Genomic DNA, 26429 nt, shown 5'->3' with positions numbered 1-26429 from the left:
CCTGCCCTCTGCTTGCATATTGCTTGCACGATTCCTGACTATTGGCTGCATCGCACGGGTGGATGATGACGGGGCCGTCCCCCCGTCGTGAGCCACCCTATGCCTCGTCACGCCGCCGCTCCCTGCGCGCCGCATCGCCCCGGTTTCCATGCTCGACAACGGGGGCGCCTCACTCTTGGTCCCCTGCTGGCCCTGCTGGTACTGGCGGGCGGCCTGTTCCTGGCCTGGTGGCTGATCAGCCAGCCGCCGCGGGTGGAGCGCCGTGCCCCCGCCGAGGCACCGCCCCCGCTGGTGGACGTCGTCACCGCTCACCAGCGCGCCGCGGCACCCTCACTGCATGGCTTCGGTCGCGTGCAGGCCGAGCGCGAGGCGCATCTCTCCAGCCGGATCGCCGGCCAGTTGCTCGAGTTCGCCCCGAACACCCTGCCCGGCATGGTGGTGGAGGCCGGCGCCCCCCTGGCCCGCATGGACGACACCGACTTGCGTCTGGCGCTGCGCGACGCCGAAGCGGGATTGGCCCAGGCTCAGGCCCAACTGGCCATGGAGCGGGGCGAACAGCAGCGCGCCCAGTCGGAGTATCAAAGTTTCGGTCGCAACCTGCCCGCCGACAGGCGAGCCCTGGTGCTGCGTGAGCCTCAGCTGCGCGTGGCCGAAGCGGAAGTCGAACGCGCCACGACGGCCCGGGACCGGGCCCGCCTCGACCTGCAGCGCACCACTCTCACCGCGCCCTGGCGCGGCATGGTGCAGTCTCGGCTGCTGGGCGCCGGCAGCGAGGTATCCAACGGCACCGAGCTGCTGCATCTGGTCGATGTCACGCGCTTCTGGGTCCGGGTCTCACTACCCGGCGAGGCACTGGGCTGGCTGGACGCCGCAACGGACGACACCCCCGGCAGCCAGGTCACCATCAGCAGCCGCAGCTGGCCCGCCGGCCACGAACGGCTGGGCGAACTGATCGCCGTGCTGCCGACGCTGGAGGAGAACGGCCTTCAGGCCCAGCTGCTGGTGGCGGTGGACGATCCTCTCGGCCTCGAGCAGGGCTCCCCCGCCCTGCGCCTCGGCGACATGGCGCGGCTCGACTTCGCCACCCGCCCCCGTGAGGGGCTCTTCGTGCTGCCGGTAGCGGCACTGCGCCCCGGCGACGAGATCTGGGTACTGGACGATGAGGACCGCCTTCGCCGCCGCCAGGTCGCGGTCTTGCACCGGGGCGACGAGCGAGTACTGATCGAACAGGGTCTGGAGGAGGACCAGCGCATCGTCATCTCCCAGCTCGGCCAGCCCCGGGAGGGCATGCGCCTTCGCGCTCGGATCGCCGACAGCGAACGCCCCGCAGGCGCCGTCAGGGAGCCCACCTCATGATGCGCCGCGGCCCCATCGCCTGGATGGTGCATCACGGCGTCGCCCCCAACCTGCTGATGCTGCTGCTGATCGTCGGGGGCCTGGCCGCATCGACCACGATCAAGAAGGAGGTCTTCCCCGATTTCGAGCTGGAGATCATTCATGTCGCCATCGGCTATCCCGGTGCCACCCCCGGAGAGGTGGAGCGCAGCCTGCTGCTGCCCATGGAGGCGGCACTGGCCGACGTGGATGGTATCGACGAGCTGACCGCCACCGCTAATGAGGGGGCCGGACGGGTTTCGGCCACCCTGGTCGAAGGCGTCGAGGTGATGCGGGTCTACCAGGAAATACAACAGGCCATCAATGCGATCACCACGCTGCCTGCCGCGGCCGACCCGGCACGCTTCAGCCTGGCAGGTCGCTCACGCAGCGTCATGAGCCTGCAGCTGCATGGCTGGGTGGATGAACGGCTGCTGCATGAGGTTGCCGAGGAGATCCGTGCCGAACTGCAGGCGGCTCCCGGCATTTCACGGGTCGAGCTCTCGGGTAATCGCGACCGCGAAATCCAGGTGCTCCTCGATGAAGAGGCCATGCGGCGACACGGCATCGAACACCGTCAACTGGCAAGCCGGATCGGCGACGAAGCCATGGATCTTGCCGGTGGTCGGCTGGCCACCGGCGAGGGGGAGTGGCTGGTCCGCTACCAGGGGCGTCGCGACGATATCACCGGTTTTGCCGACCTGCCGATCATCGGCTCGCCTGACGGTGCACGGCTGCGGCTTGGCGATATCGCACAGGTCGTGGACGGCTTCGCCGAAACCGACAGCGAGGTACTGTTCAACGGCGACCCGGGTATCAGCCTGGAGGTGTACCAGATCGGTAACCAGACGCCGATCGGCGTCTCCGATGCCGTCACCGCACAGCTCGAGCGGCTGCGCGCCGGGCTGCCCGAAGGGGTCAGCCTGAGCGTGTCGCGGGACACTTCCGAGGTCTACCGCGACCGCCTCTCTCTGCTGCTGAAGAACGCCTGGCTGGGGCTGGCGCTGGTGCTGGTACTGATGGCGCTGTTCCTGGAGGCACGCCTGGCGTTCTGGGTCACCCTGGGCATCCCCACGGCCTTCCTCGGGGCCATGCTCTTCCTGCCCTGGCTGGGCGTCTCGATCAACATGATGTCGATGTTCGCCTTCATCATTGCACTGGGTATCGTGGTCGACGATGCCATCATGGTCGGCGAGAACATCCACAGCTATCGCGAGCAGGGTCACTCCCTGCGCGAAGCCGCGGTGCGCGGCGCCAGGGAGATGGCCGTGCCGATCAGTTTCGCCATCCTCTCCAATATCGTCGCCTTCCTGCCGCTGCTGTTCCTGCCGGGCTTTCTGGGCATGATCTTCGCCGTGGTTCCGGTGGTGGTGATCACGGTATTCCTGGTCTCCTGGCTGGAAGCGCTGTTCATTCTGCCCGGGCACCTGGCCCACCGCGCCGGTGGCCGCGAAGGCTCGGCCTGGCTCAAGCCGCTGGACCGTCTGCGCCGGACCTTGCAGGGCGGGCTGTCCCATTTCACCCAGCACCAATTCACCCCTTTCCTGCAGCGCGCCCTGGATCAGCGGCTGCTGACCGTCTGCCTCGCCATTGCCCTGCTGGTCGTCGCCATCGCCTGGGCCATGAGCGGCCGACTAGGCTTTTCGCTGATGCCGAGGGCCGAGTCAGACCGGGTTCAGGCCACGGTAACCCTGCCCGTCGGCAGCCCCATCAGCGAGGATCGCCGAGTACGCGACCAGCTGCTGGAGAGTGCCCTGGTATTGAGCCAACAGGAAGGTGGTCCGCGCTTTTCCGCCACCCGCGCCCAGATCGATGGCGATCGCCTGAACGTACGCCTCACCCTGGCGCGTGACAGCCTCGACGACTGGCCCCCCTCCCGGGTGGCACGGGCCTGGCGGGAAGAGGCCGGCGATTTCACCGGGGTCCAGGCGGTGCGCTTCGAGTCCGACTTCGGTGGCCCCGGCCAGGGAGCCGACCTGACCCTGCGCCTCTCCCATCCCGATAGCGGGGCACTGGAAGCCGCCGCAACCCGACTGGCCGATGAACTCGCCGAGCTCGATGGCCTCACCGATATCGACAGCGGCCTGGCCGACGGCAAGCCCCAGCTGGAGATCCGCCTGTCGTCGGAAGGACAGGCCATGGGGCTGACCGGCGCAGATCTTGCCGGGCAGCTACGCGGCCCGCTGCAGGGCGTCACCGCCATCGAGCAATTCGTCGGCCGTCACGAGATCAGCGTGGTCGTCAGGCTTCCCCGCGACGACAGGAGCAGCCTTAGCGACCTCTACCAGCTACCGATCCGCACCCCGGATGGCGTGACGGCGCCACTCCATCGTGTGGCCGATATCCACCTGGGCCGTGCTGCCACAACGCTTCAGCGTATCGACGGCCGGCGTATCATCAACGTTACCGCCGAGGTGGCCAGCGAAACCCAGGTCAATCAGGTGCTGGGCACGCTGCAGACCGACGTCTTTCCCGCCCTCCAGGTCGGCTGGCCGGGACTCGAGGTCGCTCCTGGTGGCCGCCAGCAGGAGACCGCCGACAACGTCTCGGTGCTCTCCCAGGCCACCTGGCTGACGCTGATCGCCCTCTACGCCCTGCTGGCAATACCCTTCCGTAGCTATCTGCAGCCGCTGCTAGTGTTGGCCGCGATCCCCTTCGGTGTGATCGGGGCCGTGGCCGGCCACATGATCATGGGGTACGGACTATCGGTGATCAGCCTGATGGGCATGCTGGCGCTCTCCGGCGTGGTCATCAACGATGCCCTCGTCCTGATCGACTATGCCAACCGGCGCCGCCGGGAAGGCCTGGGTGCGCGTGAAGCCATCGTCGCCGCCGCGACACGTCGCCTGAGACCCATCATGATGACGACCATGACCACCTTCCTCGGGCTTGCCCCGATGATCTTCGAGACATCGCGTCAGGCTCGCTTCATGATCCCCATGGCCATTTCGCTCGGCTTCGGCATGCTCTTCGCCACCGTGATCCTGATGGTACTGGTACCCTGCCTCTACCTGATGCTGGAACGCCTGCGCGAACGTATCCATGGTCGCCACCTCGCCACCGAGTCATTGGAGCCCACCCGATGAGCCTTCGTCTTCCCCGCCCTGCCATTTCACGCCTGGGGATCAAGCTGTTCGTGATCATCCTGGTGGTCAACGTGGGCATTGCCGGGCTGGTCTTCCTGGCGGTGTCGCGCAGCCTGGATCGCGGCTTCATCGATTACCTGGAAACCACCCAGGCCAGCCGTGCCGAAACCCTGGCGGAAGGGCTCGGCCAGGAGTGGGCAAGACGTGGCGGATGGCAGTGGCTGCGCGACTCTCCGCCGGCCTGGCAGGGCCTGGTTCGCCAGCAGCTGTGGCCCGGCGAAGGCCCCCCTGCCCACGGCATCGAACGCCGCCTGGGCGATGCCCGGGACTTCGTGCTGCATGATGCCGATGGCCTGCCGGTGATCGGCCTTGCCCCGGACGACAGCGAAACCGCCTCGGAGCTGCACTGGCTGCCCATCGAGCACGAGGGCGAGCAGGTCGGCACCCTGGGCTACCGCCCTCCCCAGCAGCTGATGGCCCGCATGGATCGCATCTTCCTATCCCGCCAGCAGCGCAACCTGGGCATCATCATCGCCGCGCTGGGCGTGGCCTCGCTGCTGCTGGCCGGCGGGCTCGCCTGGTGGCTGGGTCGCCGCACCCGCAGCATGGCCCTGGCCACCCGGCGTCTCACCGAGGGCGACTACAGCACCCGCCTGCAGGAGCAGGGGCGTGACGATCTCTCGCGCCTGGCCCACGATTTCAATGTGCTGGCGGCCACCCTGGAAGCCAGCCGTGAGGCCCGGGCCCGCTGGGTCTCGGACATCGCCCATGAGCTGCGTACGCCCCTGTCGATACTGCGCGGCGAGATCGAGGCGATGCAGGATGGCATTCGGCCCTTCAATGAGGACAACCTCTATTCGCTCGCCCAGGAGGTCGGCCAGCTGGAGCGCCTGGTCGCCGACCTGCGGCTGCTGTCGCAGAGCGATGCCGGTGCCCTGGAGGTGCAGCTCGCCCCCCTGGACCTGGCCGAAAGCCTCGCCGCATGGCTCGACGAGGCCAACGGCTGGCTCGATGACAGCGGCCTGGAACTCGCCACAGACATCCAGAAACCGGCCTGGGTTCGTGGCGATGCCCGCCGACTGCGCCAGCTCTGGAGCAACCTGCTCGACAACAGCCGCGCCTATACCGCGCCGCCCGGCCGGCTGGAGGTGAGCCTGAGCCACGAAGGCGATCGCGTCCGGATCACCTGGGAGGACAGCCTACCGGGGGTGCCGGACGAGGCCCTCGGCCGTCTCACCGAGCGGCTCTATCGGGTGGAGGGCTCACGCAACCGGGCCAGTGGCGGCAGCGGGCTGGGGCTCTCCATCGCCAGCGCGCTGGTGAAGAGTCATGGCGGCACCATGCGTGCCACTGCCGCCTCGCTGGGTGGGTTATGCTGGACCATCGAGTTTCCCGCCCTGGAAGACGACATACCCAGCCGATAAGGAAAGGACCCCATGCACGACGCCGATGTCCCGCGAGACACCCTGCTGATTGTCGAAGACGAGCCCAAGATCGCCCGCCTGGTGGCCGACTACCTCGAGGGTAGCGGCTTCGCCACGCACCCTATCGACCATGGCGACGCGGTACTGCCCTGGCTGCAGGAGAGCATGGCTGGCGAGGGCGCCCCGTCGCTGGTGCTGCTCGACCTGATGCTGCCGGGTACCGACGGCCTGACCCTGTGCCGTGAGATTCGCCAGCGCTGGCCGAAGCTCGCCATCATCATGCTCACGGCCAGGGTCGAAGAAGTGGACCGCCTGCTGGGCCTGGAGCTGGGTGCCGACGACTACATCTGCAAGCCGTTCAGCCCACGGGAAGTCGTCGCCCGGGTCAAAGCCGTACTGCGCCGCAGCCGGGCCGCCAGTGACCCTGCGGCCAGCGACGGCAGCAACCTGGTGCTGGACGACGACGGCTGGCGTGCCCTGGCCGATGGCCAGGACCTGGGCCTGACCGCCGTCGAGTACCAGCTGCTGAAGGTGATGATGCAGTCGCCGGGGCGGATCTTCTCCCGCGACCAGCTGATGGACCGCATGTACCGCGACCATCGCATCGTCTCCGAGCGTACCGTCGACAGCCACGTCAAGAAGCTGCGCAAGAAGATTTCCGACACTTGGCCCGAACGCGAGATCATTCGCTCGGTCTACGGGGTAGGCTACAAGTATCAACCCGAGGAGTAGGCGCCACAGTGTTTGCACACTCCATGCACGCCCGCTGCACGCCGCTTCCGGATACTGGCACCATCACCCCAGCACCGAGGAGTTGCTTGATATGAAACGTTCAATGTCCCGCACGCTGTTGATGCCTGCCCTGCTCGCCGTCGCCATCGCTCCGCTGTCGCTGGCGGCGACTGCCGGCCAGGGCGACAAGGATTGGAGCGAACAGCGCCAGGAGCGCTTCGAGGAGCGACGCCAGGCGCTGTTCGAGCGCGCCGGACTCGACGAGGAGACCCGCGCCGCCCTGGAAGAGGCACATGAGGAGCACCACCAGGCCCTGCGCGAGCTGCACCAGCAGCATCGCGAACGCATGGATCAGATCCTCGACGAGGAGGAGCGAGAGGCACTACGCGAGGCCAAGCGCGAGATGCGCCAGGAACAGCGTGGCGAACGCCACGGATATGGCCATCAGGACATGCCGCAACGCCTGAGCGCCCTGGTCGACAGCTGGGAGCTCTCCGACGAGGAGCGCGAGGAACTCACCGAGCTTCGCCAATCCCTCTATGCCGACATGCGGGAACTGCGCGGCCAAACCTTCGATTCCCGCGAGGAGCGCCGAGAAGCCTGGCAGGCGCTGCGCGACGAGCATCAGGAAGCCCTCGGCGAGCTGCTGAGCGAAGAGCAGATCGAAGCCATGAAGGCCATGATGCAGCCGCGAGGCCACAAGGGCCATGGCAAGCCGCGTGGCGAGAAGCACGCCGACTGACGCTTGGCTCGACGCACCGTTGCCCCTGGCCCGACCTCCGTGTCGGGCCTTTTCATGGGCGCTCGTCCGCTAGTTGTAGAGCACGCCCGGCAGCCACATGGCGATACCCGGGAAGTTGTAGAGAATCACCATCGCCACGATCACCAGCAGCAGGAAGGGAGCGATACCCAGGAAGATATCGTTCAACTGCACGCTCTTTGGCGCGATGCCCTTGAGATAGAAGGCCGACATGGCCATGGGGGGCGTCAGGAAGGAGGTCTGGATATTGAGCGCCACGAGCACGCCGAAGAACAGCGGATCGATGCCGAACATGGCCAGCAGGGGCAGGAAGATCGGCACGAAGATGATGATGATCTCGGTCCACTCCAGGGGCCAGCCGAGAATGAAGATCATCACCTGGGCCAGGATCAGGAACTGCAGCGGGGTCAACGACATGCCGCTGATCCAATGTTCGATCAGCGAGTGACCGTCGAGCAGCGAAAACACCGACGAGAAGATCCACGAACCGACGAACAGCCAGCAGACCATGGCACTGGTTCTCGCAGTGAGAAAGACCGCCTCCCTGAGCCGTGCGAATGTCAACTGACGATAGGCCGCCGCCAGCAGGATGGCACCCAGCGCCCCGATTCCCGCAGCCTCATGCGGTGTGGCCAGGCCGAACAGGATCGCCCCCAGCACCGACATGATCAGTACGAACAGCGGTACGAACGAGGTCAGAAGCCCCCAGTAGACCTGGCCCAGCGGCACATCGAGCTCCTCCCGTGAGAGCTTCGGCGCCACCTTGGGATTGATCAACGCCCGCCCCATCACATAGGCGATGTAGAGCCCCGCCAGCAACAGCCCCGGCAGCAGCGCGGCCGCATACAACCGGACGACCGAGACCCCGGCCATGGCACCATAGAGGATCAGCATGATGCTCGGTGGGATCAGGATACCGAGGCAACCGCCGGCACAGATCACGCCGCTGGACATGCGCTTGTCGTAGCCGGCATTGAGCATCGCCGGCAGGGCCAGCAGCCCCATCAGGGTGACCACCGCACCAACGATGCCGGTGGCGGTAGCGAACAGGGCGCAGGTGATCAGGCTCGCCACCGCCAGCGAGGCGGGCATGCCCCGGGCGGCCAGTTGCAGGCTTGAGAACAGCCGGTCGAGTATGTTCGCTCGCTCCACCAGATAGCCCATGAACAGGAAGAGCGGTACGGCAATCAGGACGTCGTTGGCCATGACCCCATAGGCGCGCTGGACCAGCAGCGAGAAGATGATGTCGCCGATGGCGAAATAGCCGAAGGCCACGCCCATGGCGATCAGGGTGAAGGCGATGGGGAAACCGAGCATGATCAGCGCGACCAGCATGCCCAGCATCATGATACCTACCTGTGGCTCGGTCATTGACGCGTCTCCCCGGAATCGGACTGGGCGGCCTTGATCTCTTCCTGCTTGTTGACCGGGATCGCGATCTCCTCCACGTCACCGAGTCGCCTCGGCCATTCGCCATGCTTCAGGCACAGCACGCACCGGCTGACTTCGGCAACGCCCTGCACCATCAGCAGGAATGCCGCCGCGGGAATGACGAACTTGAAGGGGTAGATGGGCGGCCCGCCCGGGGTAAAGGAACTGTGCTCGTTCTGGCGATAGGAGAGCGCGAAGAAGTCCCAGCCATACCACACCAGCGCCAGAATGCCCGGATAGAAGAAAATCATGTACAGGCCAAGATCCAGCCCGGCTTGAACCCGCGGCGGAAAATAGCGCGATACCACGTCGGCCCGCACGTGGGCACTGTGTGCCAGGGCATAGGCGCCGCTCATCATGAACAGCGTGCCATAGAGCATGTAGCTGGTGTCGTAGGCCCAGGCCGTGGGCGCTCCCATGACATAGCGCATGAAGACTTCGTAGCTCACCACAAAGGTGAGTATCAGGATCGCCCAGGCGAAGAGTTTCCCCGCCCAGGTGCTCAGGTGATCAATAAAAAAGATGAAGCGCATGGAGACCTCTCGCCAGGGGAGTCACCGCGTACCCATCGGCTCCCCGCAGCATGACTTCCGACGCCATCCTGGCATCGGCAAGCTGACAGGCATCGGCCCCGACCCGCCGGGAGCGGGTCGAGGACCGAAATACGTTACAGGATGGTGGAAGTGTCGGTAGGCTCCTTGCCGTAGAAATGGCGATAGGCCGGTTCCTTGGGGGTGTTGCCCTCCAGGTGCCAACCGACGACCCGTTCGCAGTACTCGCGCTGACTGTCGACCACCCGCTTGAAGAACTCGCTGTTGTTCGACTCGCTCTCGATGACGGTATCCCAGGCCGTAAGCTGGGCCTCGAGGACCGAATCGGGAGTGATGTAGGTCTGTACGCCCTGCTGCTCGCGCATGGCCTGCAGGTCCTTCGGGTAGCGGTCCATGGCCTTCCAGTACATCTCCGACGAGGCAGCCTTGGCGGCATATTGCAGGATGGCCTGGAACTCCTCGGGCAGGCTATCGTGCTTCGCCTTGTTGAGAATGATCTCGAAGGATTCACAATCCTGGTGATAGCTGCGCAGCATCCAGGTCTTGCTGACATCGGGAAAGCCCAGCAGGCGGTCGGAAGAGGGATTGTTGAACTCGGCACCGTCGAGCAGGCCGCGGTCCATGGCCGGGACGATATCCCCACCCCCCATGATGGTGACGGCTGCGCCGAATTCGCGCATCAGGTCGGCCGCCAGCCCCACGGTGCGGTACTTGAGTCCTTGCAGGTCCTCTACGCTACGGATCGGCTCCTTGAACCAGCCCAGGGCCTGGGTCGGCATGGGTCCCGTGAGATAGCCAACCAGCGGCAGCTCCATGTTCTCGAGCAGCTCGTTGTAGAGCGCCATGCCATCGCCGTTCCAGAACCACGCCAGGAACTGATGCGCGTCCCAGCCAAACGGCGGCGGCGTACCGAACAGCGAGAATGCCTTGTGCTTGCCGTACCAGTAGGCCGAGACCCCATGGCCGCCGTCCAGAGCACCGGAGATCACCGCATCCTGCATCTGCAGCGCCCCGACCACCGCCCCAGCAGGCAGCAGGTTCAATCGCAGACGACCACCGGACATCTCATTGACGATGCGCACATAATCGGCGGCAAACTCGTGGAAGATATCCTGATTGGGCCAGGTACTCTGGAAACGCAGGGTCGTGGTCTGGGCCACGGCGATACTGGGAAAGCCTACTGCGGCAACGGCACCGGCCCCCACGGCAGCAGCCGAGCCGGTGAGAAAGCGGCGGCGGGATTGTCGATCGGTGCTTGTGGCGGATGGCGTACTGGAATCGGGTGTGCTTGAAACTGTCGAGGTAGAAGCCGTTGCAGTGCGGTTAACGTCCGGCTGGTCGGCCGGTTGCTTTTCATGAGCCATTGCATACTCCGGAATTATCATTGTTCTGATACTTGCATTCCCGCCGGCCAACCCGGCAGGTCAGTCGTCCCGAACGCATCCTTGTCGTGGCTGGCGCAGCGTGCCTGGCTTCCTGCTTGCAGTCGGTTACAACAGGTATAGCTGTCTCAAGGCGTTCTGCAAGCAGAACTCCAGGCTTCCGTTAACGTTTACCGGCTCTCAGTAAACGCAGGGTTGAAGCTTGGCCAAGATGTGCGTATTTTATTTGAACGTTCATTCAATAAAAACGCTTCCCGTCATTCAGCCATCGGGGCAGCCCGCTACAGCGATACGGAAGGAGTCGTCTCCTGGGGCTGATTCGACTGGCCTTGCCTGGACACCAGCCAGGCGTGCTTTCGATTGTGGAGAACAATCCACAGCGCGCCTCGGTGTCGTAAACCGGCGGGGGACTATCCAACCGACAGGAGTAGGCTCCACATGGCGCTTGATAATCCGCTTCCCGAACGACGCGATCGACTGAATCCCGTGGTCTTCCACGGCTCCGTCGCCGGCATCCTGGTCTTCCTCGTCTTGACCATGACCTTCACCGAGGAAGCCGGCGCCTTCTTCGATGCCGGCCTGGCCTGGGTCAGCCAGACCTTCGGCTGGTACTACATGCTGGCGGTCGTGGCCTATCTCGTCTTCGTGGTCGCCATCGGCATGTCGCGCTTCGGCAGCATCCGCCTCGGCCCCGACCATTCGCGGCCGGAGTTCTCGACGCTGTCATGGGCGGCCATGCTGTTCGCCGCCGGCATCGGCATCGACCTCTTGTTCTTCAGCGTCGCCGAGCCGGTGGCACACTACCTGGCGCCACCGGACATGACGCCGGAAAGCCAGGAGGCGATGCGCGCCGCCGTGGTCCAGACCTTCATGCACTGGGGGCTGTCCGGCTGGGGGCTCTATGTGCTGATGGGCATGGCACTGGCCTATTTCAGCTATCGCCATCGCTTGCCGCTGGCCATACGCAGCGCGCTCTACCCGCTGCTCGGCAAGCGCATCCATGGCCCCATCGGCAACGCCGTGGACATCACCGCGGTGATCTCTACCGTGTTCGGTATCGCCACCAGCCTGGGCATCGGCGTGATGCAGCTCAACTACGGGCTGGCCTACATGTTCAACGTACCCGAAAGCCTCTCGGTGCAGGTCATCCTGATCGCCCTGGTGGTGGTCCTCGCCACCATCTCGGTGGTCAGCGGCGTGGAGAAGGGCATCCGCCGGCTGTCGGAATTCAACATGCTGCTGGCGCTGGCGCTGCTGCTGTTCGTGCTGTTCCAGGGCCACACCCTGCAGTTGCTCGACATGGCAGTGAACAACGCCGGTGACTACTTCTCCACCTTCATCGCCAAGAGCTTCGATACCTACGCCTTTGCCGGCGACGAGGCCAACGAGTGGAAGATGTGGTGGACGATCTTCTTCTGGGGCTGGTGGATCGCCTGGACGCCTTTCGTCGGCCTCTTCCTGGCCCGCATCTCGCGCGGACGCACCATCCGCCAGTTCGTCGCCGGGGCGCTGGGCATTCCGCTGGCCTTCATGATGGTGTGGATGTCGGTGTTCGGTAACAGCGGTATCGAACTGGTGGCCAACCAGGGAATCGTCGAGCTCGGCGAGCAGGCCCTGAACACACCGCAGACCACCATGTATACCCTGCTCGAGCACTACCCCTATATCGGCCTGACCGCCGCCGTAGTCACCGTGCTTGGCATCGTCTTCTTCATTACCTCGGCGGACTCCGGGGCCCTGGTACTGGCCAACTTCACCTCGATCCTGTCCGACGTGAACCACGACGCGCCGATCAAGCTGCGCATCTTCTGGTCGATGATGATCGGCCTGGTGACGGTGGCTCTGCTGATGGCGGGTGGCCTGGCGGCGCTGCAAAGTGCGGTGGTGATCACCGCCCTTCCCTTCTCGCTGGTGATCTTCGCCATCATGGTGGGGATGTACAAGGCGCTGAAGCTCGAGGGCAGCAAGGCCGATGCGCGTCGACAGGTGACCGGGACAGCGCCTGGCGGCGACTGGCGCGAGCGCCTGGACAGAGCGCTCGACACCTCCAACCGTGCCGGTGCCGCCGTCACCATCGAGCACGCCATTCGCCCGGCACTGACCCAGTTCGCCCAGGAGCTGGAGAGCCGCGGCCAGACCGCCAACGTGACCGAGGAGCATCTCGAGGGCGAAGCCCTGCCGTGCCTGACGCTGCAGGTGGACCTGGGCGAGGCCGCCAGCTTCGTCTATCAGGTGTGTCCGCATCGCATGCGCACGCCGAGCTTCCTGCCGGCGGACGACGACTATTACGTGCGCCTTGACGTCTACCTGGCAGAAGGCGGCCTGGAGAAGGATCTCAACGGCTTTACCCGTGGCCAGGTCATCGCCGATGTGCTGTCGGAATACGAGAGCCACCTGCACTTCCTGGCACTCGCCGGCCAGGGCGGTTATGTACAGGCCATGCCGGGTGCGGTGGGTGAACCACCCGCAGCGGCCAGCCAGGCCTAGAAACCCGGTGGCTTGAACCGACGGCGGCGCCCCAGGGCGCCGCCGTCTTGCGTCTGTCCTCCCCTACCTTGGCCGTCTTGCGCCACTTCCTCACTGCGGCTTAGCGTAATATACGCCGTTATCCACTCAGGAACCGCCATGTCTCGCCACTCGCTCAAGCCTCGCTACCAGCTGCCCATGCCCGGCAGCGCCCTGCTTGCCGCCTGGCGCGAGGGCTATGGGCTCGCCGAGCTGCGTCGTGACCTGATGGCCGGGCTGACCATCGGGATCGTTGCGGTTCCGCTCTCCATGGCGCTGGCCATCGCCACCGGCGTACCGCCCCAGCACGGGCTCTATACCGCCATCGTTGCCGGTGCCATCATCGCGCTGACCGGCGGTTCACGCTTCAATATTTCCGGCCCCACTGCGGCCTTCGTGGTGATCCTGTTTCCCATCGTCGCCAGTCATGGCGTCGGAGGGCTACTGATCGCCACCCTGATGGCGGGGCTGATCCTGGTGGCACTGGGACTCGCACGGCTGGGCAGCCTGATCCAATTCGTGCCCTATCCGGTGGTGCTGGGCTTCACCGCCGGTATCGCCGTGGTGATCGCCCTGCTGCAGCTTCCCGACTTCCTGGGGCTCGACCAGGTCCCGCTGGGCGACAGTACGCTGCACAACCTGGCGCTCGTCCTGCACGCATTGCCGACCCTGGCCCCGGCCGAAATCGGCGTGGGGCTGCTCACCCTGGCCACCCTGATCCTCTGGCCACGGCTCAAGGTGCCGGTGCCGGCCCCCCTGGTCGGCCTGGTCGTGGGCACCCTGGCCGCGCAGGCGGTGATACCGCTGGGCATCGAGATCGATACCATCGCCTCGCGCTTCAGCTGGGAATTCCAGGGCCGGACCGGCAGCGGCATTCCGCCCTTTGTGCCGGATCTGGTGCTCCCCTGGCGGCTGCCAGGCCCGGACGGTACGCCACTCGTGGTGAACTTCAGCCTGATCCGGGAGTTGCTCGGCCCGGCACTGGCCATCGCCATGCTGGCCGCCATCGAGTCACTGCTCTGTGCCGTGGTGGCCGACGGCCTGACCCGCACCCGCCACGATCCCAATGCCGAGCTGGTGGGCCAGGGCCTCGGCAACATCGTGGTGCCCTTCTTCGGCGGCATCACCGCCACGGCGGCCCTGGCGCGAACCGCCACCAACATTCGCAGCGGCGCCTTCTCGCCGGTGGCCGCCGTGGTCCATTCCGTGGTGGTGCTGCTGGCGGTGGTGGCGCTCGCCGGTGTGCTGGGGCTCGTCCCCATGGCGGCACTCGCCGCCCTGCTGTTCATCATCGCCTGGAACATGAGCGAGGCACGCCATTTCGTTCACACCCTGAAAAGCGCGCCGGGCAGCGATGTGGCGATACTGGTGATCTGCTTCCTGCTCACGGTGGTGTTCGACATGGTGCTGGCGGTGGCGGTGGGGATCGGCCTGGCCGCCGCGCTGTTCATTCGCCGCATGGCCGAGATTACCCACGCCCGCCGACTCGACTCGGGCGATAGCGAGCTGGCCCGCAGCCTGCCACGCCAGGTGGCGCTCTATGACGTCAACGGGCCGTTATTCTTCGGCGCCGCCGAGAAGGCCATCTCCTCGCTGCGCATCGTCGACCCGGAGGTGCGCGTGGTGATGCTCGACATGCGCGACGTCCCGAGCCTCGATACCACCGCCATCGTCGCCCTGCAATCGCTGGTCGAGGAGCTGCGCAGCCGCGACGTGGGGCTGATCTTCATCGGCATGCCGGCGCGCATGGTCATGAAGCTGCGCCGCGCCGGCCTCTATCGCGAGGCCGGTCGACTCTCCGCCGTGAACCACCTGGACCACGCCCAGCGTCTGGCGCGGCACTGGCTGTCGGAGCGCGAGCGCTGAGCGCCGTGCCCTTACTCCCCCTGCAGGGTGGCGATGAGCCGCCGCGCCCCGCCGTGGTCGCGATGCTCGCCGAGCCAGATGCCCTGCCAGGTCCCCAGCGCCAGGCGACCGTCGCGCACCGCCAGGGTGAGCTGGGTACCCAGCAGGCTGGCGCAGACATGGGCGGGCATGTCGTCCGGACCCTCCAGGGTGTGGCGGAAGTAGGGAAGATCCCCGGGGATGCGCTCGCGCAGGAAGGCATCCAGGTCGTGGCGCACGTCCGGGTCGGCGTTCTCGTTGAGGGTCAGTGACGCCGAGGTGTGCAGCAGCTGCAGGTGCAGCAGCCCGATCGACACCTCGGCCAGCCCGGACACACCCTCGACTACCTCCCCGGTGATCAGGTGAAAGCCCCGCGAACGCGGCGCCAATCGCAGCTCCTGCTGCATCCACATGGCGGACTCCTCAAAAGGATGAATCTTTCCGCCATGCTAGCGCCTTGTCCCGCTATCGCAAGAGCGCCGCACTCCATCCCCGGCGTGCAGCGCCCCTGCGATCCATCGGGTGGTTCGGTTGCGCGGGGCATCCAGCAGCCTCGGCCCCGCAACAACCGAGCACACGGCTTACTCGCTTGCCACTGTCGTGGGCTGGCCTTCCGCCGCGGCGAACACCACCAGGATCTTGGCATCGCTGTCCGTCACATTGAAGAGCTGATGATCCCGGTTGAGCGCTTCGATATAGGCCTCTCCTGTGCCGTAGGTATGGGGATCGCCGCCCTCGGTGCGCAGCTCGACCTCGCCCTCGAGCACATAGACGAAGACGGGCACCGGATGCTGATGCAGCGGCGTCCGCCCGCCGGGCTCGATGATGCCGATCACGGAGACGATCTCCGGCGTCCCCTCGGGCCAGACGATGGCATCGCCGTCGCGGGTAGTGGTCGTCTTCAACACCGGCTCGGTCTGGAAGCCTTCCGGCAGGGCATCGTCCTGGGCGAGCGCCGCGGCGAAGGGCAGGGCCGCGACCAGGCCCAGGGTCAGTGCTGACTTCTTGATGATGGGGTTCATGGTGCTTCACTCCTCTGCGTTGTGTGATGCGGCTTCACTCAGGCCTTGACGGCCAGCAGCGAGATGCTCTTGACCCCATAGGTACTGCTAGCCCCCTGGGCCGACTCGGTCAGGAAGCGGTACTCGGGGTGCTCGCGCCAGGCCTCGATGACCAGGCCGGCCGATTCGATGGCCGCACGATAGGCATCCTGCTGCAGGGCACCGCCGATGCAGGCGGCCCACAGGGTGGCGTTGCAGGAGACGCTCTCGGGAAGCGGTTTTTCGGTGACGATATCGGCCAGCGCCAGGCGTCCGCCGGACTTCAGCACCCGCGCCGCCTCGGCGAAGACCCTTGGCTTGTCCGCCGACAGGTTGATCACGCCATTGCTGATGACCGCATCGATACTGCCATCGGGGAAGGGCGGCGATTCGATATAGCCGGCGTGGAATTCGACGTTGGCGAAGCCCGCTTTCCGGGCCAGGCGGGTTGCCTTCTCCCGCTGGGCCTCGGTCATATCGAGCCCCTCGACACGGCCCTCGGCGCCTACCGCCAGGGCGGCGATCAGGCTGTCCATGCCGGAGCCGCTGCCGAGGTCCAGCACCGTCTCGCCGGGACGCAGCGCCACCAGATCGAAGAAGTGGCCGACACCGGCGAAGGAGTCGATGGCCGCGGCCGGAATCCGGTCGAGCGCCGCCGGGTCATAGCCCAGTCGTTCGGCCAGTGCACGGCCCATCTCGAAATGAAAGTCATGATCCGGTGTCTCTGCCACCTCGTGGTACATCGCCTTGACCCGCTCCTCCAACTCGCTTCGATTCACCGCGGCGGGTGTCGCTTGTGCGCTGATAGCCATGGTCGCTCTCCTCTTTGGCTGATACGACACGACGTCGAGTCGCCGTGTGCCCCAAGGACGCACCGACGCCCGTCATTGTTCCCGGGCATGACCGCCGCTGTGGAAACAGCTGAAACGGGAACCTTTGCGGCCCGTGCCGCGTCCTTGCCACAAACGCGATTTGCCCGCTGCCCTGGGACGTTCCATGCTCAAGAGGTGCCCAATGACCCGCACCAGCCAGCTCACCCGCAGCTCGACGGCATGGCTTGCTCCGCTTCGGCGGGTCGAACCGGGGGATGTCATGACATTCCGCGACGCCACCCATCGGCGGCAGTGGTTCGAACAGCGCCTGGAGCCCTTGATGGATCGGCTCTACGGAACGGCGCTGCGCCTGACCCGCAACCCCGACGATGCCGAGGATATCGTCGCCGAAGCGGTGGTCAGGGCCTGGACACGGCTCGACAAGCTGCGCGACCCCGAGCGCTTCGACGCCTGGCTGTTCCATATCCTGACCAACACCTTCATCAGCGAGTGGCGCCGACGGCAGAGTCGCCCCCGGGCCGCAGCCGATAGTGACACCGCTGCGCCGGACGACCTCGATGCCGACGGCTTCACCCTGTTCCAGCAGCTGCACCAGCCCTTCCTGCTCTGGTGGGGCAGCCTGGAGGATCAGTTCTTCAACAGCCTGCTGCAGGAGGAACTGCAGGAGGCGCTGGATGCGCTTCCCGACCCGTACCGGGTCGCGATCGTGCTGGTTGAGGTGCAGGGTTATACGTATGAAGAGGTGTCCGGCCTGCTCGGTATCCCGCTGGGTACCGTCCGCTCACGGCTGAACCGGGCACGCTCGCTGCTGCAGAAACGGCTCTGGCAACAGGCCAAGGAAGTCGGCATGGCAGCCGGCCATACCGACAAGGGAGGGCAGAAGCCATGAGCCCGAGAGACTTGAGCTGCGAGGAGGTCATCGAGCGGCTCTTCGACTATCTCGACCGGGAGCTGGACCACCAGCAGACGGCCGATATCGAGCGGCACCTGTCCCGCTGTCGCGACTGCTTCACGCGGGCCGAATTCGAAAAACGACTACGGGCCAGGGTGGCGGCATCCGGCACGGTCAAGGCACCGCCTCGGCTATATCGCCGCATCGGCAGCCTGCTGGACAGGTTCGACGATGACGAGCCGGACAGGTCCCACTGAGCCCGAAGGAGGTCCCTCATGGTGGCCCTACTGGGGTATTCACGACAGCAGATCGTCTCGGCGGTCCAGGACATGTACACCGCCGTGGCCGAGGCGCCCGCCTCGCCCTTTCACTTTCCTGTCGGCGGCAAGGCCAGCGAACAGCTCGGCTATCCGGCGGAGTACACGGCCGAGCTGCCACCAGCGTTGCTGGGCTCCTTCGCCGGGGTCGGCTACCCCTTTCGGGCCGACGCCATCCGACCCGGCGACACGGTGCTCGACATCGGCGCCGGTGCCGGCAACGACTCGCTGATTGCCAGTCGCATCGTCGGCCCCGCCGGTCGGGTGATCGCCCTTGACCTCACCGCCGCCATGACACGCAAGCTCAAGCAGTCCGCCCAACGCTGCGACGCCGGCAATCTCGATGTGGTGCAGGCCTCGGCGGAACAGCTGCCGCTGCCCGATGCCAGCATCGACGCCATCACCAGCAACGGCGCCCTCAACCTGGTGCCGGACAAGCGGCGCGCCGTCGCCGAGATGTTTCGCGTCCTGCGTTCAAACGGTCGCCTGCAGCTTGCCGACGTGGTCATTCATCGTCCGGTCTCGGTGGACTGTCACGACGATCCGCGGCTATGGGTCGAATGCGTGGTGGGCGCCACGATAAGGGAGGACCTGATCGCGCTGTTCGAAGACGCCGGGTTCGAGGAGGTGGCGACGGTAGGCAGCCATGACTATTTCGCCCTGAGCCCCAGCGCCCAGACCCGGGAGGTTGCGGAGAGCTTCGGCGCCCACTCCATCGAACTCGGCATGCGCCGCGGCGAGCGGGCGCCCTCCCTGCCCCGCCAATGGTCGAGACGACTCGATCCGCGGCGCTGGCTGCTGCGACTTCGCCGGCGCGGCCTGCTGGGCCTGTCGGCACTGGGACTCGCCCTGCTGAGCTGCTATGGCACCATGGCGCTGGTCGGCCTGCTGCCACTGCTCGGCATCGGCCTGGCACTGCATGAGGGCGCCTGGGCCGGCACCATCGCCGGCTTCGTGCTGCTCACCCTGGTGGCGCTGGCCGGCGGCTACCGGTACCACCGCGCCATCGGCCCGATACTGCTGGCGGCAGCGGGCAGTGCGGCCGTTCTCTACGCCCTGTTCATCGACTACCGAGCATGGGTGGAACTGCTCGGCTTCGTGGTGCTGGGCGGCGCGGCACTCTGGGACCTGCACCGACGACGGCGGGAAGAGGCCAGGGTGCTGGGGCTCGAGCGGCCCGCTGCGGGATAAACCGAGCCAACTGGATCGACTGGCCAAGGGCAGGCCAGCCTTCAGCCGGCCGGCAACGACGCCTTATGAATGGCCAGGGCGACCCGGGGGCCCTCGTAGACCAGGGCATTATGCAACTGCACCAGAGCGGCGCCGGCTCGCAGGCGTCCGGCGACGTGCTGCGCCGAGCCGATTCCCCCTACCGCAATGATCGGCAGCCGTCCCGCCAGCATGGCCGCGAGCCGCTCGATCCGATCGCAGGCCTGTCGCTGGCGTTGCGACACCTGCCAGTCGGCATAGCGTTGCGGCGTGGCCGGCGGGCCGACATCGAGGGCAGCGATCAGGGCATCGAAGCGCAGTGCCGCCAGCCGGGTCACGGCTTCGGGCAGCTCCACGCTCTCGAGCGGCAGCTTGATCTTCACCGCCAGCGGCACGTAGCGGCCGGACACCACGGTCAAGGCCCGCTGCTCGCGTTTCAGGGCCACCAGGAGCGCCTCCAGTGTCTCCCGACGGCTCGGATGCAGCAGTTCGGTCGCCTGGGGGCTGCTCAGGTTGATGGCGACATAGTCGGCCTGGCCCCATACCGCCCGCAGACCGACGAGATAGTCATGCTGGGCCTGGGATGGCTCCGTCTCGGGGCTCATCCCGATGTTGATACCCAGGAGGGTGCCGGTGGTAGCGCGCACCGGCCTGCTGGCCACATAGGCGGCCGCGTTCCGCGGGGTGAGCGTGCCGATTTCGATGGCGCCGAACCCCAGGGCGCCTGCCTGCCGCCCCAGCTCTCCCCGCCTATCGAATCCGGCGGCAATACCGAGCGGGTTCGGAAACGTCAGCCCCATGACCCGCACCGGGGCTGTGGCGGGCAGCCGCGACAGCCCCGCCAGGAGACGGGCACTCAGCCTGGCCCGGACGAAGGCGAGCTTGCGGCCAAGAGGCGGCTGGTGATGCATCAAGGCGGTCATGAGGTAGCGGGACATGGGAGCAAACCCTGGCGTGAAGAAAAGCATCCAGGGCCGGCCAGCGGCCCGGCACCTGGATCAGGCGTGCCGCAAGGCGAACGCCTGCATGAAGGCGATCAGGGCGTCGACGCCCGCTTCGGGCATGGCATTGTAGAGGCTGGCCCGGACTCCGCCGGTGGCCGGGTGGCCCTGAAGGTTCAGCAGCCCCTGCGCGCTGGCTGACTGCAGGAATTTTCCCGTCAGTGCATCATCGGCCAGATGAAAGCAGACATTCATGGGCGACCGGTCCATTGAGCGTGGATGACAGACGTAGAAGCCGCTGCCATCGATGGCGTCGTAGAGCCTGGCGCTCTTGCGCCGATTGCGCTCGGCCATGACCCCCAATCCGCCCTGGCGCTTCAGCCAGCGGAACACCAGGCCGGCAATGTAGATCGCATGGGTCAGCGGGGTATTGACGCGCCCGTTGCTTTCCGCCTGAAGCCGATAATTGAAGACGGAGGGCGTCTCCGGCCGCGCCCGTCGCAGCAGGTCGTCACGGATAATGACGATGGTCAGCCCGGCGGGGCCGATGTTCTTCTGTGCCCCGGCATAGATGACCCCGAAGCGTTCAACGGCCAGGGGACGGGAGAGAAAATCGGACGTCATGTCGGCGACTAGTGGCACCATGCCGGTATTCGGCAGCCAGTGATAGGCCAGGCCATCGGCCGTCTCGTTACTGGTGATATGGCAGTAACCCGCCTCGGGGTCCAGTCGCCAGGTGGCCTGGGCGGGAATCCGGCGATAGTCGTGCGCCTCCCCGCTGGCCGCGACGTTGATGCGCACGTAGCGGCCACCCTCGGCGATCGCCTTTCGCGACCAGTGTCCGGTGTCGAGGTAGTCCGCCTTGGCCCCCGCGGGCAGCAGGTTCATGGGCAGCAGTGCGAACTGCGCCGAGGCACCGCCCTGCAGGAACAGGATGCGATAGTCGGCGGGCACACCGAGCAGCTCGCGCAGGTCCTGCCGTGCCTGCTGTTGGATAGCCTGGAATGCCTCACCGGTGAAGGGCATCTCCATGACCGACATCCCGCTTCTCTGCCCGTCCAGCAGCTCCTCCCGGGCCTGCTGCAGAACCTCGCGCGGCATCATGCCGGGGCCCGCGGCGAAGTTGTAGACGGCGTCAGGAGAAGAGACGTCGTAGCCGGGCTCAGATGAAGAGATACAGCGCATGTCCGCTGGCCGTCATGAAGAAGAGCAGTGGGATCGACAGGATCGTATTGGTGCGAGACGAGAGGAAGGTGATACGCGAGCAGCGCACCCGTTCCTCTAATGGGGCCGGCACGAAGCCCAGCACCTTCTTCTGGTGGGGCCAGAGCACCAGCCACAGGTTGAGCAGCATCAGGGTGCCGATCCAGGCACCCACGCCGATCACCGCATGGGGTCCTTCGAGCAGCAGGGCATCAGGCAGCCAGCCCCGATACCACAGCATCCCCATGCCGGAGACCCAGACCACGATGGAGGCGTAGCGAAAGGTGCCATGCTCGCGCTGCATCCGAGCCTCCAGCGCGGCTGAGCGCTCCGCTTCGCTCGCCTCGCCGTTGAACGGGGTGAAGGTGGGATGCTTCACGACATTGGCGTAGTTGTGGCCGATCCAGATGATCGCGAAGAGGAGATGCGCCCAGCGGAACACGAAGTCGAGCAGTGCAAGGGTCATGGCGATTGGTCTCCTAGACCAGTGTCCGGACGATCAGGTACAGCACCGCAGTCAACGACATGCCGGCGGCCAGGGTGCCACCGAGTGAATCGTGTGGCAGTTTCATGTCGCCTCCCTCCCCAGCCGATAGCCGCCCTGGCGAGCGATCAACGAGCCAGCCTTCCCGTCCGGGATCGCCGACTCCCCGATGGCCTGCTGGATAATATGGTGATGCGGGGATTTGCTGCAGGCAGGGTCGGCATTGGCGGCGTCCCCCGTCAACAGCAGGGCCTGGCAGCGGCAGCCGCCGAAATCCTTCTCCCGTTCGTCGCAGCTGCGGCAGGGTTCCTTCATCCACCCATCGCCGCGAAATTTCTGGAAGGTCGGGGACTCCCGCCACAGCCATTCCAGGCTGTGCTCCCTGATGTTGGGGAACGCCAGGGTGTCGATGGTGCGGGCCTGGGAACAGGGCAGAGCCGAGCCATCCGGGGCGATGGTCAAGTGGATGGAACCCCAGCCGTTCATGCACGCCTTGGGACGCCCTTCGTAATAGTCGGGAATCACGAAGAAGATGGTCATGGCATCACCCAGGCGCTGACGGGCCTTGTTCACTTCCGCTTCCGCCCACTCCAGCTCTTCACGGGTGGGCAGCAACTGGTCTCGATTCAGTAACGCCCAGTTGTAGTACTGCACGTTGGCCAGTTCCAGGTACTCCATACCCAGTTCACTAGCCAGATCGATGATCTCCGGCACCTGGGCAATATTGTGCCGGCTGATGGGAACATTCAGCACCATGGGAAAACCGTGGGCCTTGATCTCCTTGGCGATTGCAAGCTTCCTGTCGAAACTCTCCACCCCCGCCAGCATATTCGCCGTATCACGGTCACTGGATTGGAAGCCCAGTTGGATATGCTTTAGACCCGCCTCCTTGAGTGCCGCCAGCCGCTTTGAGGTAAGCCCGATTCCGGACGTGATCAGGTTGGTGTAATACCCCAGGTCATTGGCTTCAGCGACCAGCTCCTCGAGATCCTTGCGCAGCGTGGGCTCACCACCGGAAAAGCCGATCTGCATGGCTCCCATCTTGCGGGCGTCGCGTATTACCCCCTTCCACTCCTCGGTGCTCAGTTCGTTTTCGCGATAGCGATCGAAGTCCACCGGATTGCTGCAGAAGACGCACTTTAGCGGGCATTGGTAGGTGAGCTCGAGCAGCACCCAGATGGGCTTGCCATCCCCATCAAGACGTAACGCGGATCCAGCCTTTGACACGGGACACCTCCAGGAACTTGATGACACTTTCGGCGATGGCAACACGATTGGCGGCGTAGCGCTCGGTGAGCTTGTCGATGAGCTCGTCAACGGTAGACTCGCCATCACATAGCTTCAGGATTTCACCACCCGTATCATTCAGCTTGACGATCCCCTCAGGGTAGAGGAGCACATGGGCGCTCTGGGACTCTTCCCAACGAAAGAGAAAAGTAGGACTGAGGACATAGGCGTCACTCAAGTGAACCTGATGATTCGTTGTCATGCCCCACTCCTCATTATTGTTTTCAACAATTCAAGGGCGTAAGCCGGGAATGAACATATGAGTCATTCCCGGCAACTTACTTACCGCACATAGACATAGGCCGTGACTTCAAAGCCCAGTCGAAGGTCACAGAAAGCCGGATCAACCCATTGCATAAAAACCTCCCGATCACGTTAATATTTATTGTTGCAACAGTGACGTTGCCTCTCTGAGGCTATAGATGTAAAAGAAATGCATGAATAGGACCTTGGAAGCAAAGACACACCCCCTTGGTCGTAGTTTTTCAGCTATTGATATAATCAACAGGACGATGCTTACGCTGGATTGACCGGGATCAAAACCGACAAGATAGCCAGGCGGCTCCACGCCACATGGCGGTCTCCCCCAGGTTTCCCCGCTTCAGGTTTCAAACTGTCTGACAATCATTTCGCTCGAAGCGTGCCAGCTGGGTCGGCTGACCCAGGTCCGAATGCCACTCGCCGATCCCGGAAAGCCGCACCCGGTAACCATTGCGATGTGCGACACCCCATGCCCAGTCACGAAAGCGGTCACGCGTCCATTCGAAACGGTGGTCGGGATCGCGAAACTCGCCACGAGCCAGCCCGAACAGCGGATTGTAGTCGTGGTTGGGTGTGGTCAGCACCAGCAGTCCAGGCCGCAGCACCCCGAAAACGCATCGCTCCACCTGAGACAGGGTCTCCGGCGGCACGTGCTCGATGGTTTCCACCATCGCGGCGGCATCGAAGCCGACCAGTGACGCCTGGGGTTCGGCGTAGGAGCCGCATACCAGCCTCAGCCGCCCCTGCTCCGCCTCGGGCCAGTCACCCAGTCGCAGCTGCGCCTGAGCCAGCAGCTCGCCAGATTGCTCCAGCCCCACCAGCGTCTCGAACTGGGGTTCGTGCAGCAGGTACAGAAGCAGCGTGCCGGTGCCACACCCCAGATCCAGGACCCGGCGCGCACCGCTGGCACGCAATTGGCCGGCGACGTGCTGCAAGCGTTGCTGATGCAGGTCCAGATCCTCGAGGTCCATGTCGACGCTCCTTCCTTCGAAGCGAGAAGCATGAAGCATAGCGCCGTATCGTTGTAGTGAAGGTAAAAAAAAGCGCGGCAATAGCCGCGCCTGAAATCGCCGCTACGGGCGACGAGAGAGCAACCTTCGGTTTTCCGCCCGGCTGGGCCGGGCGGCATGGAGGCTCAGAAAAAGCCGAGCGGATTGATGTCGTAGCTGACCAGCAGGTTCTTGGTCTGCTGGTAGTGCTCGAGCGCCACCTTGTGAGTCTCGCGGCCGACGCCGGACTTCTTGTAGCCGCCGAAGGCGGCGTGTGCCGGGTACTGGTGGTAGCAGTTGGTCCAGACGCGGCCGGCCTGGATGCCACGGCCCATGCGGAAGGCGACGTTGATGTCGCGACTCCACACCCCGGCGCCAAGGCCGAACTCGGTGTCGTTGGCGATGGCCAGCGCCTCGGCCTCGTCCTTGAAGGTGGTCACCGCCACCACCGGACCGAAGATCTCCTCCTGGAAGACGCGCATCTGGTTATTGCCCTTGAGCAGGGTCGGCTGGATGTAGTAGCCCTTGTCATAGGCCGGATCGAAGCTCGCCTTGTCGCCGCCGGTGAGGAACTCGGCGCCTTCCTCGCGGGCGATGTCCATGTAGGACATGATCTTGTCGAACTGCTCCTGGGAGGCCTGGGCGCCGACCTGCACGTCGGTATCCAGCGGGTTGCCGCGCTTGATCGCCACGGTACGCTCGATCACCTTGGCCATGAAGGCGTCGTAGATGTCCTCCTGGATCAGCGCACGCGACGGGCAGGTGCACACTTCGCCCTGGTTGAAGAAGGCCAGCACCAGGCCTTCCACCGCCTTGTCGATGAACTCGGGCTCGGCGTCCATGATGTCGGCGAAGTAGATGTTCGGCGACTTGCCACCCAGCTCCACGGTGGAGGGAATGATGTTCTCGGCGGCGCACTTGAGGATATGAGCACCCACCGGGGTGGAGCCGGTGAAGGCGATCTTGGCGATGCGCTTGCTGGTGGCGAGTGCCTGGCCGGCCTCGGCGCCGTAACCGTTGACCACGTTGACCACACCCGCCGGCAGCAGGTCGCCGACCAGCTCCATCAGCTTGAGGATCGATGCCGGGGTCTGCTCGGCGGGCTTGAGCACCACGCAGTTGCCGGCCGCCAGCGCAGGCGCCAGCTTCCACACGGCCATCAGCAGCGGGAAGTTCCACGGGATGATCTGGCCCACCACGCCCAGCGGCTCGTGGAAGTGATAGGAGACGGTATTGGCGTCGATGTCGGCCGCGGTGCCCTCCTGGGCGCGGATGCAGCCGGCGAAGTAACGGAAGTGGTCGACGGCCAGCGGGAGGTCGGCGTTGAGGGTCTCGCGCACCGCCTTGCCGTTATCCCAGGTCTCGGCGACGGCCAGCATTTCCAGGTTCTGCTCGATGCGATCGGCGATCTTGAGCAGGATGTTGCTGCGCTCGGCGGCGGAGGTCTTGCCCCAGGCCGGCGCGGCGGCATGGGCGGCATCCAGTGCCTTCTCGATGTCTTCGGCGGTGGAGCGCGGAATCTGACAGAACACTTCGCCGTTGACCGGGCTGATGTTGTCGAAGTACTGGCCCTTCACCGGGGGCACGAACTCACCGCCGATGAAATTGCCGTAGCGAGATTCGAAGGTGATGACGGAACCGGACTGACCGGGGTTGGCGTAGATCATGGTTCTAGCTCCTGGAGTGCATTCTTGTTGATTGGTGTGGCCATTTGAAAGATAGCGCTGACTCACCCGGTGGGTGCCTTGACGAGTCCTTTATTTTTCTCGTCCGACATGCCCTCTCGCTGTGTGCCATTGAGGTTGGCCGGCCTTGCTTCGAGTGTAGTTAACCCGCTGCTGTGG

At 65.2% G+C, this 26429-nt stretch carries 24 protein-coding genes; 10 read left to right on the top strand and 14 right to left on the bottom strand.

Translation table 11 applies throughout. The features are described 5' to 3' along the window. Window positions 1-99: 99 nt before the first annotated feature. The 5 genes from LY622_RS20445 (at window position 100) to LY622_RS20425 (ending at window position 7358) form a co-directional block, all read left to right on the top strand. Window positions 100-1356 carry an efflux RND transporter periplasmic adaptor subunit gene (locus LY622_RS20445; protein WP_234292575.1) on the top strand — a complete coding sequence of 419 codons (1257 nt, stop codon included), beginning with the start codon at window positions 100-102 and terminating at the stop codon, window positions 1354-1356. Further along, window positions 1353-4460, top strand: coding sequence for an efflux RND transporter permease subunit (locus LY622_RS20440; protein ID WP_234292574.1), 3108 nt, complete (start codon window positions 1353-1355; stop codon window positions 4458-4460). Before LY622_RS20445 ends, LY622_RS20440 begins: the two co-directional genes overlap by 4 nt. Next, window positions 4457-5884 (top strand): ATP-binding protein, encoded by a 1428-nt coding sequence (locus LY622_RS20435; protein ID WP_234292573.1) that lies wholly within the window; start codon window positions 4457-4459, stop codon window positions 5882-5884. Before LY622_RS20440 ends, LY622_RS20435 begins: the two co-directional genes overlap by 4 nt. A gap of 12 nt (window positions 5885-5896) precedes the next feature. Further along, a complete protein-coding gene (locus LY622_RS20430; RefSeq protein ID WP_234292572.1) occupies window positions 5897-6616 on the top strand; it encodes a response regulator in 720 nt (239 codons plus the stop codon). Between the two features lie 91 nt (window positions 6617-6707). Next, entirely contained in the window at window positions 6708-7358 is a 651-nt protein-coding gene (locus LY622_RS20425; RefSeq protein WP_234292571.1) for a hypothetical protein, read from the top strand. A 69-nt stretch (window positions 7359-7427) separates the two neighbouring features. Here the strand turns inward: LY622_RS20425 and LY622_RS20420 are convergent, their stop codons facing one another. The 3 genes from LY622_RS20420 to LY622_RS20410 all read right to left on the bottom strand — a co-directional run bounded on the left by LY622_RS20420 (window position 7428) and on the right by LY622_RS20410 (window position 10722). Then, a complete protein-coding gene (locus tag LY622_RS20420; protein WP_234280619.1) occupies window positions 7428-8747 on the bottom strand; it encodes a TRAP transporter large permease in 1320 nt (439 codons plus the stop codon). Continuing rightward, a complete protein-coding gene (locus LY622_RS20415) occupies window positions 8744-9340 on the bottom strand; it encodes a TRAP transporter small permease subunit (RefSeq protein ID WP_234292570.1) in 597 nt (198 codons plus the stop codon). Before LY622_RS20415 ends, LY622_RS20420 begins: the two co-directional genes overlap by 4 nt. Window positions 9341-9474: 134 nt before the next feature. Continuing rightward, a complete protein-coding gene (locus tag LY622_RS20410) occupies window positions 9475-10722 on the bottom strand; it encodes a TRAP transporter substrate-binding protein (protein ID WP_234292569.1) in 1248 nt (415 codons plus the stop codon). 456 nt (window positions 10723-11178) lie between these two features. On the opposite strand from LY622_RS20410, the gene betT reads away from it, so the two are divergent. After that, window positions 11179-13227, top strand: a complete 2049-nt coding sequence (betT, locus tag LY622_RS20405) for a choline BCCT transporter BetT (RefSeq protein ID WP_234292568.1) — start codon at window positions 11179-11181, stop codon at window positions 13225-13227. 138 nt (window positions 13228-13365) lie between these two features. Beyond that, window positions 13366-15111: a C4-dicarboxylic acid transporter DauA gene (gene dauA / locus LY622_RS20400; protein ID WP_234292567.1), complete on the top strand. Its 1746-nt coding sequence runs from the start codon at window positions 13366-13368 to the stop codon at window positions 15109-15111. 11 nt (window positions 15112-15122) lie between these two features. On the opposite strand, the gene LY622_RS20395 is transcribed toward dauA, so the two are convergent. From LY622_RS20395 to LY622_RS20385, 3 genes are all read right to left on the bottom strand, one after another. Continuing rightward, on the bottom strand, window positions 15123-15542 hold the full coding sequence (locus LY622_RS20395; RefSeq protein WP_234292566.1) for a secondary thiamine-phosphate synthase enzyme YjbQ: 420 nt from the start codon (window positions 15540-15542) through the stop codon (window positions 15123-15125). Window positions 15543-15710: 168 nt separating this feature from the next. Beyond that, complete coding sequence (locus LY622_RS20390) at window positions 15711-16151, bottom strand: cupin domain-containing protein (protein ID WP_234292565.1); 441 nt, start codon at window positions 16149-16151, stop codon at window positions 15711-15713. Between the two features lie 38 nt (window positions 16152-16189). Further along, window positions 16190-16981 (bottom strand): methyltransferase domain-containing protein, encoded by a 792-nt coding sequence (locus LY622_RS20385; RefSeq protein WP_234292564.1) that lies wholly within the window; start codon window positions 16979-16981, stop codon window positions 16190-16192. Between the two features lie 202 nt (window positions 16982-17183). On the opposite strand from LY622_RS20385, the gene LY622_RS20380 reads away from it, so the two are divergent. Genes LY622_RS20380 through LY622_RS20370 form a run of 3 tightly spaced genes read left to right on the top strand, consistent with a single transcriptional unit; the run spans window position 17184 to window position 19402 of the window. Continuing rightward, a complete protein-coding gene (locus LY622_RS20380; protein WP_234292563.1) occupies window positions 17184-17891 on the top strand; it encodes an RNA polymerase sigma factor in 708 nt (235 codons plus the stop codon). Continuing rightward, window positions 17888-18151 (top strand): anti-sigma factor family protein, encoded by a 264-nt coding sequence (locus tag LY622_RS20375; RefSeq protein WP_234292562.1) that lies wholly within the window; start codon window positions 17888-17890, stop codon window positions 18149-18151. Before LY622_RS20380 ends, LY622_RS20375 begins: the two co-directional genes overlap by 4 nt. Window positions 18152-18169: 18 nt before the next feature. Beyond that, a complete protein-coding gene (locus tag LY622_RS20370) occupies window positions 18170-19402 on the top strand; it encodes a MerC family mercury resistance protein (RefSeq protein ID WP_234292561.1) in 1233 nt (410 codons plus the stop codon). Window positions 19403-19443: 41 nt separating this feature from the next. Here the strand turns inward: LY622_RS20370 and LY622_RS20365 are convergent, their stop codons facing one another. The 8 genes from LY622_RS20365 to exaC all read right to left on the bottom strand — a co-directional run bounded on the left by LY622_RS20365 (window position 19444) and on the right by exaC (window position 26252). After that, window positions 19444-20358: a dihydroorotate dehydrogenase gene (locus LY622_RS20365; protein WP_234292560.1), complete on the bottom strand. Its 915-nt coding sequence runs from the start codon at window positions 20356-20358 to the stop codon at window positions 19444-19446. Between the two features lie 60 nt (window positions 20359-20418). Continuing rightward, complete coding sequence (gene serC / locus LY622_RS20360) at window positions 20419-21546, bottom strand: 3-phosphoserine/phosphohydroxythreonine transaminase (protein WP_234292559.1); 1128 nt, start codon at window positions 21544-21546, stop codon at window positions 20419-20421. Continuing rightward, window positions 21524-22030 carry a urate hydroxylase PuuD gene (locus tag LY622_RS20355; RefSeq protein ID WP_234292558.1) on the bottom strand — a complete coding sequence of 169 codons (507 nt, stop codon included), beginning with the start codon at window positions 22028-22030 and terminating at the stop codon, window positions 21524-21526. The genes serC and LY622_RS20355 overlap by 23 nt, the downstream gene beginning before the upstream one ends. 102 nt (window positions 22031-22132) lie before the next feature. Continuing rightward, the gene (gene pqqE / locus LY622_RS20350) at window positions 22133-23275 is read right to left on the bottom strand and encodes a pyrroloquinoline quinone biosynthesis protein PqqE (protein WP_234292557.1); all 1143 of its coding nucleotides are present in this window, start codon (window positions 23273-23275) and stop codon (window positions 22133-22135) included. Further along, window positions 23244-23537: a pyrroloquinoline quinone biosynthesis peptide chaperone PqqD gene (gene pqqD / locus LY622_RS20345; RefSeq protein WP_223135958.1), complete on the bottom strand. Its 294-nt coding sequence runs from the start codon at window positions 23535-23537 to the stop codon at window positions 23244-23246. The genes pqqE and pqqD overlap by 32 nt, the downstream gene beginning before the upstream one ends. An 80-nt stretch (window positions 23538-23617) precedes the next feature. Then, window positions 23618-23692 carry a pyrroloquinoline quinone precursor peptide PqqA gene (gene pqqA / locus LY622_RS22700; protein WP_114477445.1) on the bottom strand — a complete coding sequence of 25 codons (75 nt, stop codon included), beginning with the start codon at window positions 23690-23692 and terminating at the stop codon, window positions 23618-23620. Window positions 23693-23943: 251 nt separating this feature from the next. Further along, window positions 23944-24567 (bottom strand): methyltransferase domain-containing protein, encoded by a 624-nt coding sequence (locus LY622_RS20340; protein WP_223135959.1) that lies wholly within the window; start codon window positions 24565-24567, stop codon window positions 23944-23946. Window positions 24568-24731: 164 nt separating this feature from the next. Beyond that, window positions 24732-26252 carry an acetaldehyde dehydrogenase ExaC gene (gene exaC / locus LY622_RS20335; protein ID WP_234292556.1) on the bottom strand — a complete coding sequence of 507 codons (1521 nt, stop codon included), beginning with the start codon at window positions 26250-26252 and terminating at the stop codon, window positions 24732-24734. Window positions 26253-26429: the final 177 nt, after the last annotated feature.

Origin of the sequence: Halomonas alkalisoli, assembly GCF_021412585.1 — a bacterium.
Taxonomy (GTDB): Bacteria; Pseudomonadota; Gammaproteobacteria; order Pseudomonadales; family Halomonadaceae; genus Halomonas; species Halomonas alkalisoli.
The sequence above is the reverse complement of the archived record's forward strand: the minus strand, read 5'-3'. Positions and strand labels throughout refer to the sequence as shown.

What these genes read in the sequence shown, in the direction of transcription:
- LY622_RS20410 (WP_234292569.1), bottom strand. Translation starts at nt 10,722, where the DNA reads ATGGCTCATGAAAAGCAACCGGCCGACCAGCCGGACGTTAACCGCACT.
- betT (WP_234292568.1), top strand. Translation starts at nt 11,179, where the DNA reads ATGGCGCTTGATAATCCGCTTCCCGAACGACGCGATCGACTGAATCCC.
- LY622_RS20445 (WP_234292575.1), top strand. Translation starts at nt 100, where the DNA reads ATGCCTCGTCACGCCGCCGCTCCCTGCGCGCCGCATCGCCCCGGTTTC.
- LY622_RS20380 (WP_234292563.1), top strand. Translation starts at nt 17,184, where the DNA reads ATGACCCGCACCAGCCAGCTCACCCGCAGCTCGACGGCATGGCTTGCT.
- serC (WP_234292559.1), bottom strand. Translation starts at nt 21,546, where the DNA reads ATGCGCTGTATCTCTTCATCTGAGCCCGGCTACGACGTCTCTTCTCCT.
- LY622_RS20425 (WP_234292571.1), top strand. Translation starts at nt 6,708, where the DNA reads ATGAAACGTTCAATGTCCCGCACGCTGTTGATGCCTGCCCTGCTCGCC.
- LY622_RS20375 (WP_234292562.1), top strand. Translation starts at nt 17,888, where the DNA reads ATGAGCCCGAGAGACTTGAGCTGCGAGGAGGTCATCGAGCGGCTCTTC.
- LY622_RS20390 (WP_234292565.1), bottom strand. Translation starts at nt 16,151, where the DNA reads ATGAACCCCATCATCAAGAAGTCAGCACTGACCCTGGGCCTGGTCGCG.
- exaC (WP_234292556.1), bottom strand. Translation starts at nt 26,252, where the DNA reads ATGATCTACGCCAACCCCGGTCAGTCCGGTTCCGTCATCACCTTCGAA.
- LY622_RS20420 (WP_234280619.1), bottom strand. Translation starts at nt 8,747, where the DNA reads ATGACCGAGCCACAGGTAGGTATCATGATGCTGGGCATGCTGGTCGCG.
- LY622_RS20395 (WP_234292566.1), bottom strand. Translation starts at nt 15,542, where the DNA reads ATGTGGATGCAGCAGGAGCTGCGATTGGCGCCGCGTTCGCGGGGCTTT.
- dauA (WP_234292567.1), top strand. Translation starts at nt 13,366, where the DNA reads ATGTCTCGCCACTCGCTCAAGCCTCGCTACCAGCTGCCCATGCCCGGC.
- LY622_RS20385 (WP_234292564.1), bottom strand. Translation starts at nt 16,981, where the DNA reads ATGGCTATCAGCGCACAAGCGACACCCGCCGCGGTGAATCGAAGCGAG.
- LY622_RS20365 (WP_234292560.1), bottom strand. Translation starts at nt 20,358, where the DNA reads ATGTCCCGCTACCTCATGACCGCCTTGATGCATCACCAGCCGCCTCTT.
- LY622_RS20430 (WP_234292572.1), top strand. Translation starts at nt 5,897, where the DNA reads ATGCACGACGCCGATGTCCCGCGAGACACCCTGCTGATTGTCGAAGAC.
- pqqD (WP_223135958.1), bottom strand. Translation starts at nt 23,537, where the DNA reads ATGACAACGAATCATCAGGTTCACTTGAGTGACGCCTATGTCCTCAGT.
- LY622_RS20355 (WP_234292558.1), bottom strand. Translation starts at nt 22,030, where the DNA reads ATGACCCTTGCACTGCTCGACTTCGTGTTCCGCTGGGCGCATCTCCTC.
- LY622_RS20440 (WP_234292574.1), top strand. Translation starts at nt 1,353, where the DNA reads ATGATGCGCCGCGGCCCCATCGCCTGGATGGTGCATCACGGCGTCGCC.
- LY622_RS20415 (WP_234292570.1), bottom strand. Translation starts at nt 9,340, where the DNA reads ATGCGCTTCATCTTTTTTATTGATCACCTGAGCACCTGGGCGGGGAAA.
- LY622_RS20370 (WP_234292561.1), top strand. Translation starts at nt 18,170, where the DNA reads ATGGTGGCCCTACTGGGGTATTCACGACAGCAGATCGTCTCGGCGGTC.
- LY622_RS20435 (WP_234292573.1), top strand. Translation starts at nt 4,457, where the DNA reads ATGAGCCTTCGTCTTCCCCGCCCTGCCATTTCACGCCTGGGGATCAAG.
- LY622_RS20340 (WP_223135959.1), bottom strand. Translation starts at nt 24,567, where the DNA reads ATGGACCTCGAGGATCTGGACCTGCATCAGCAACGCTTGCAGCACGTC.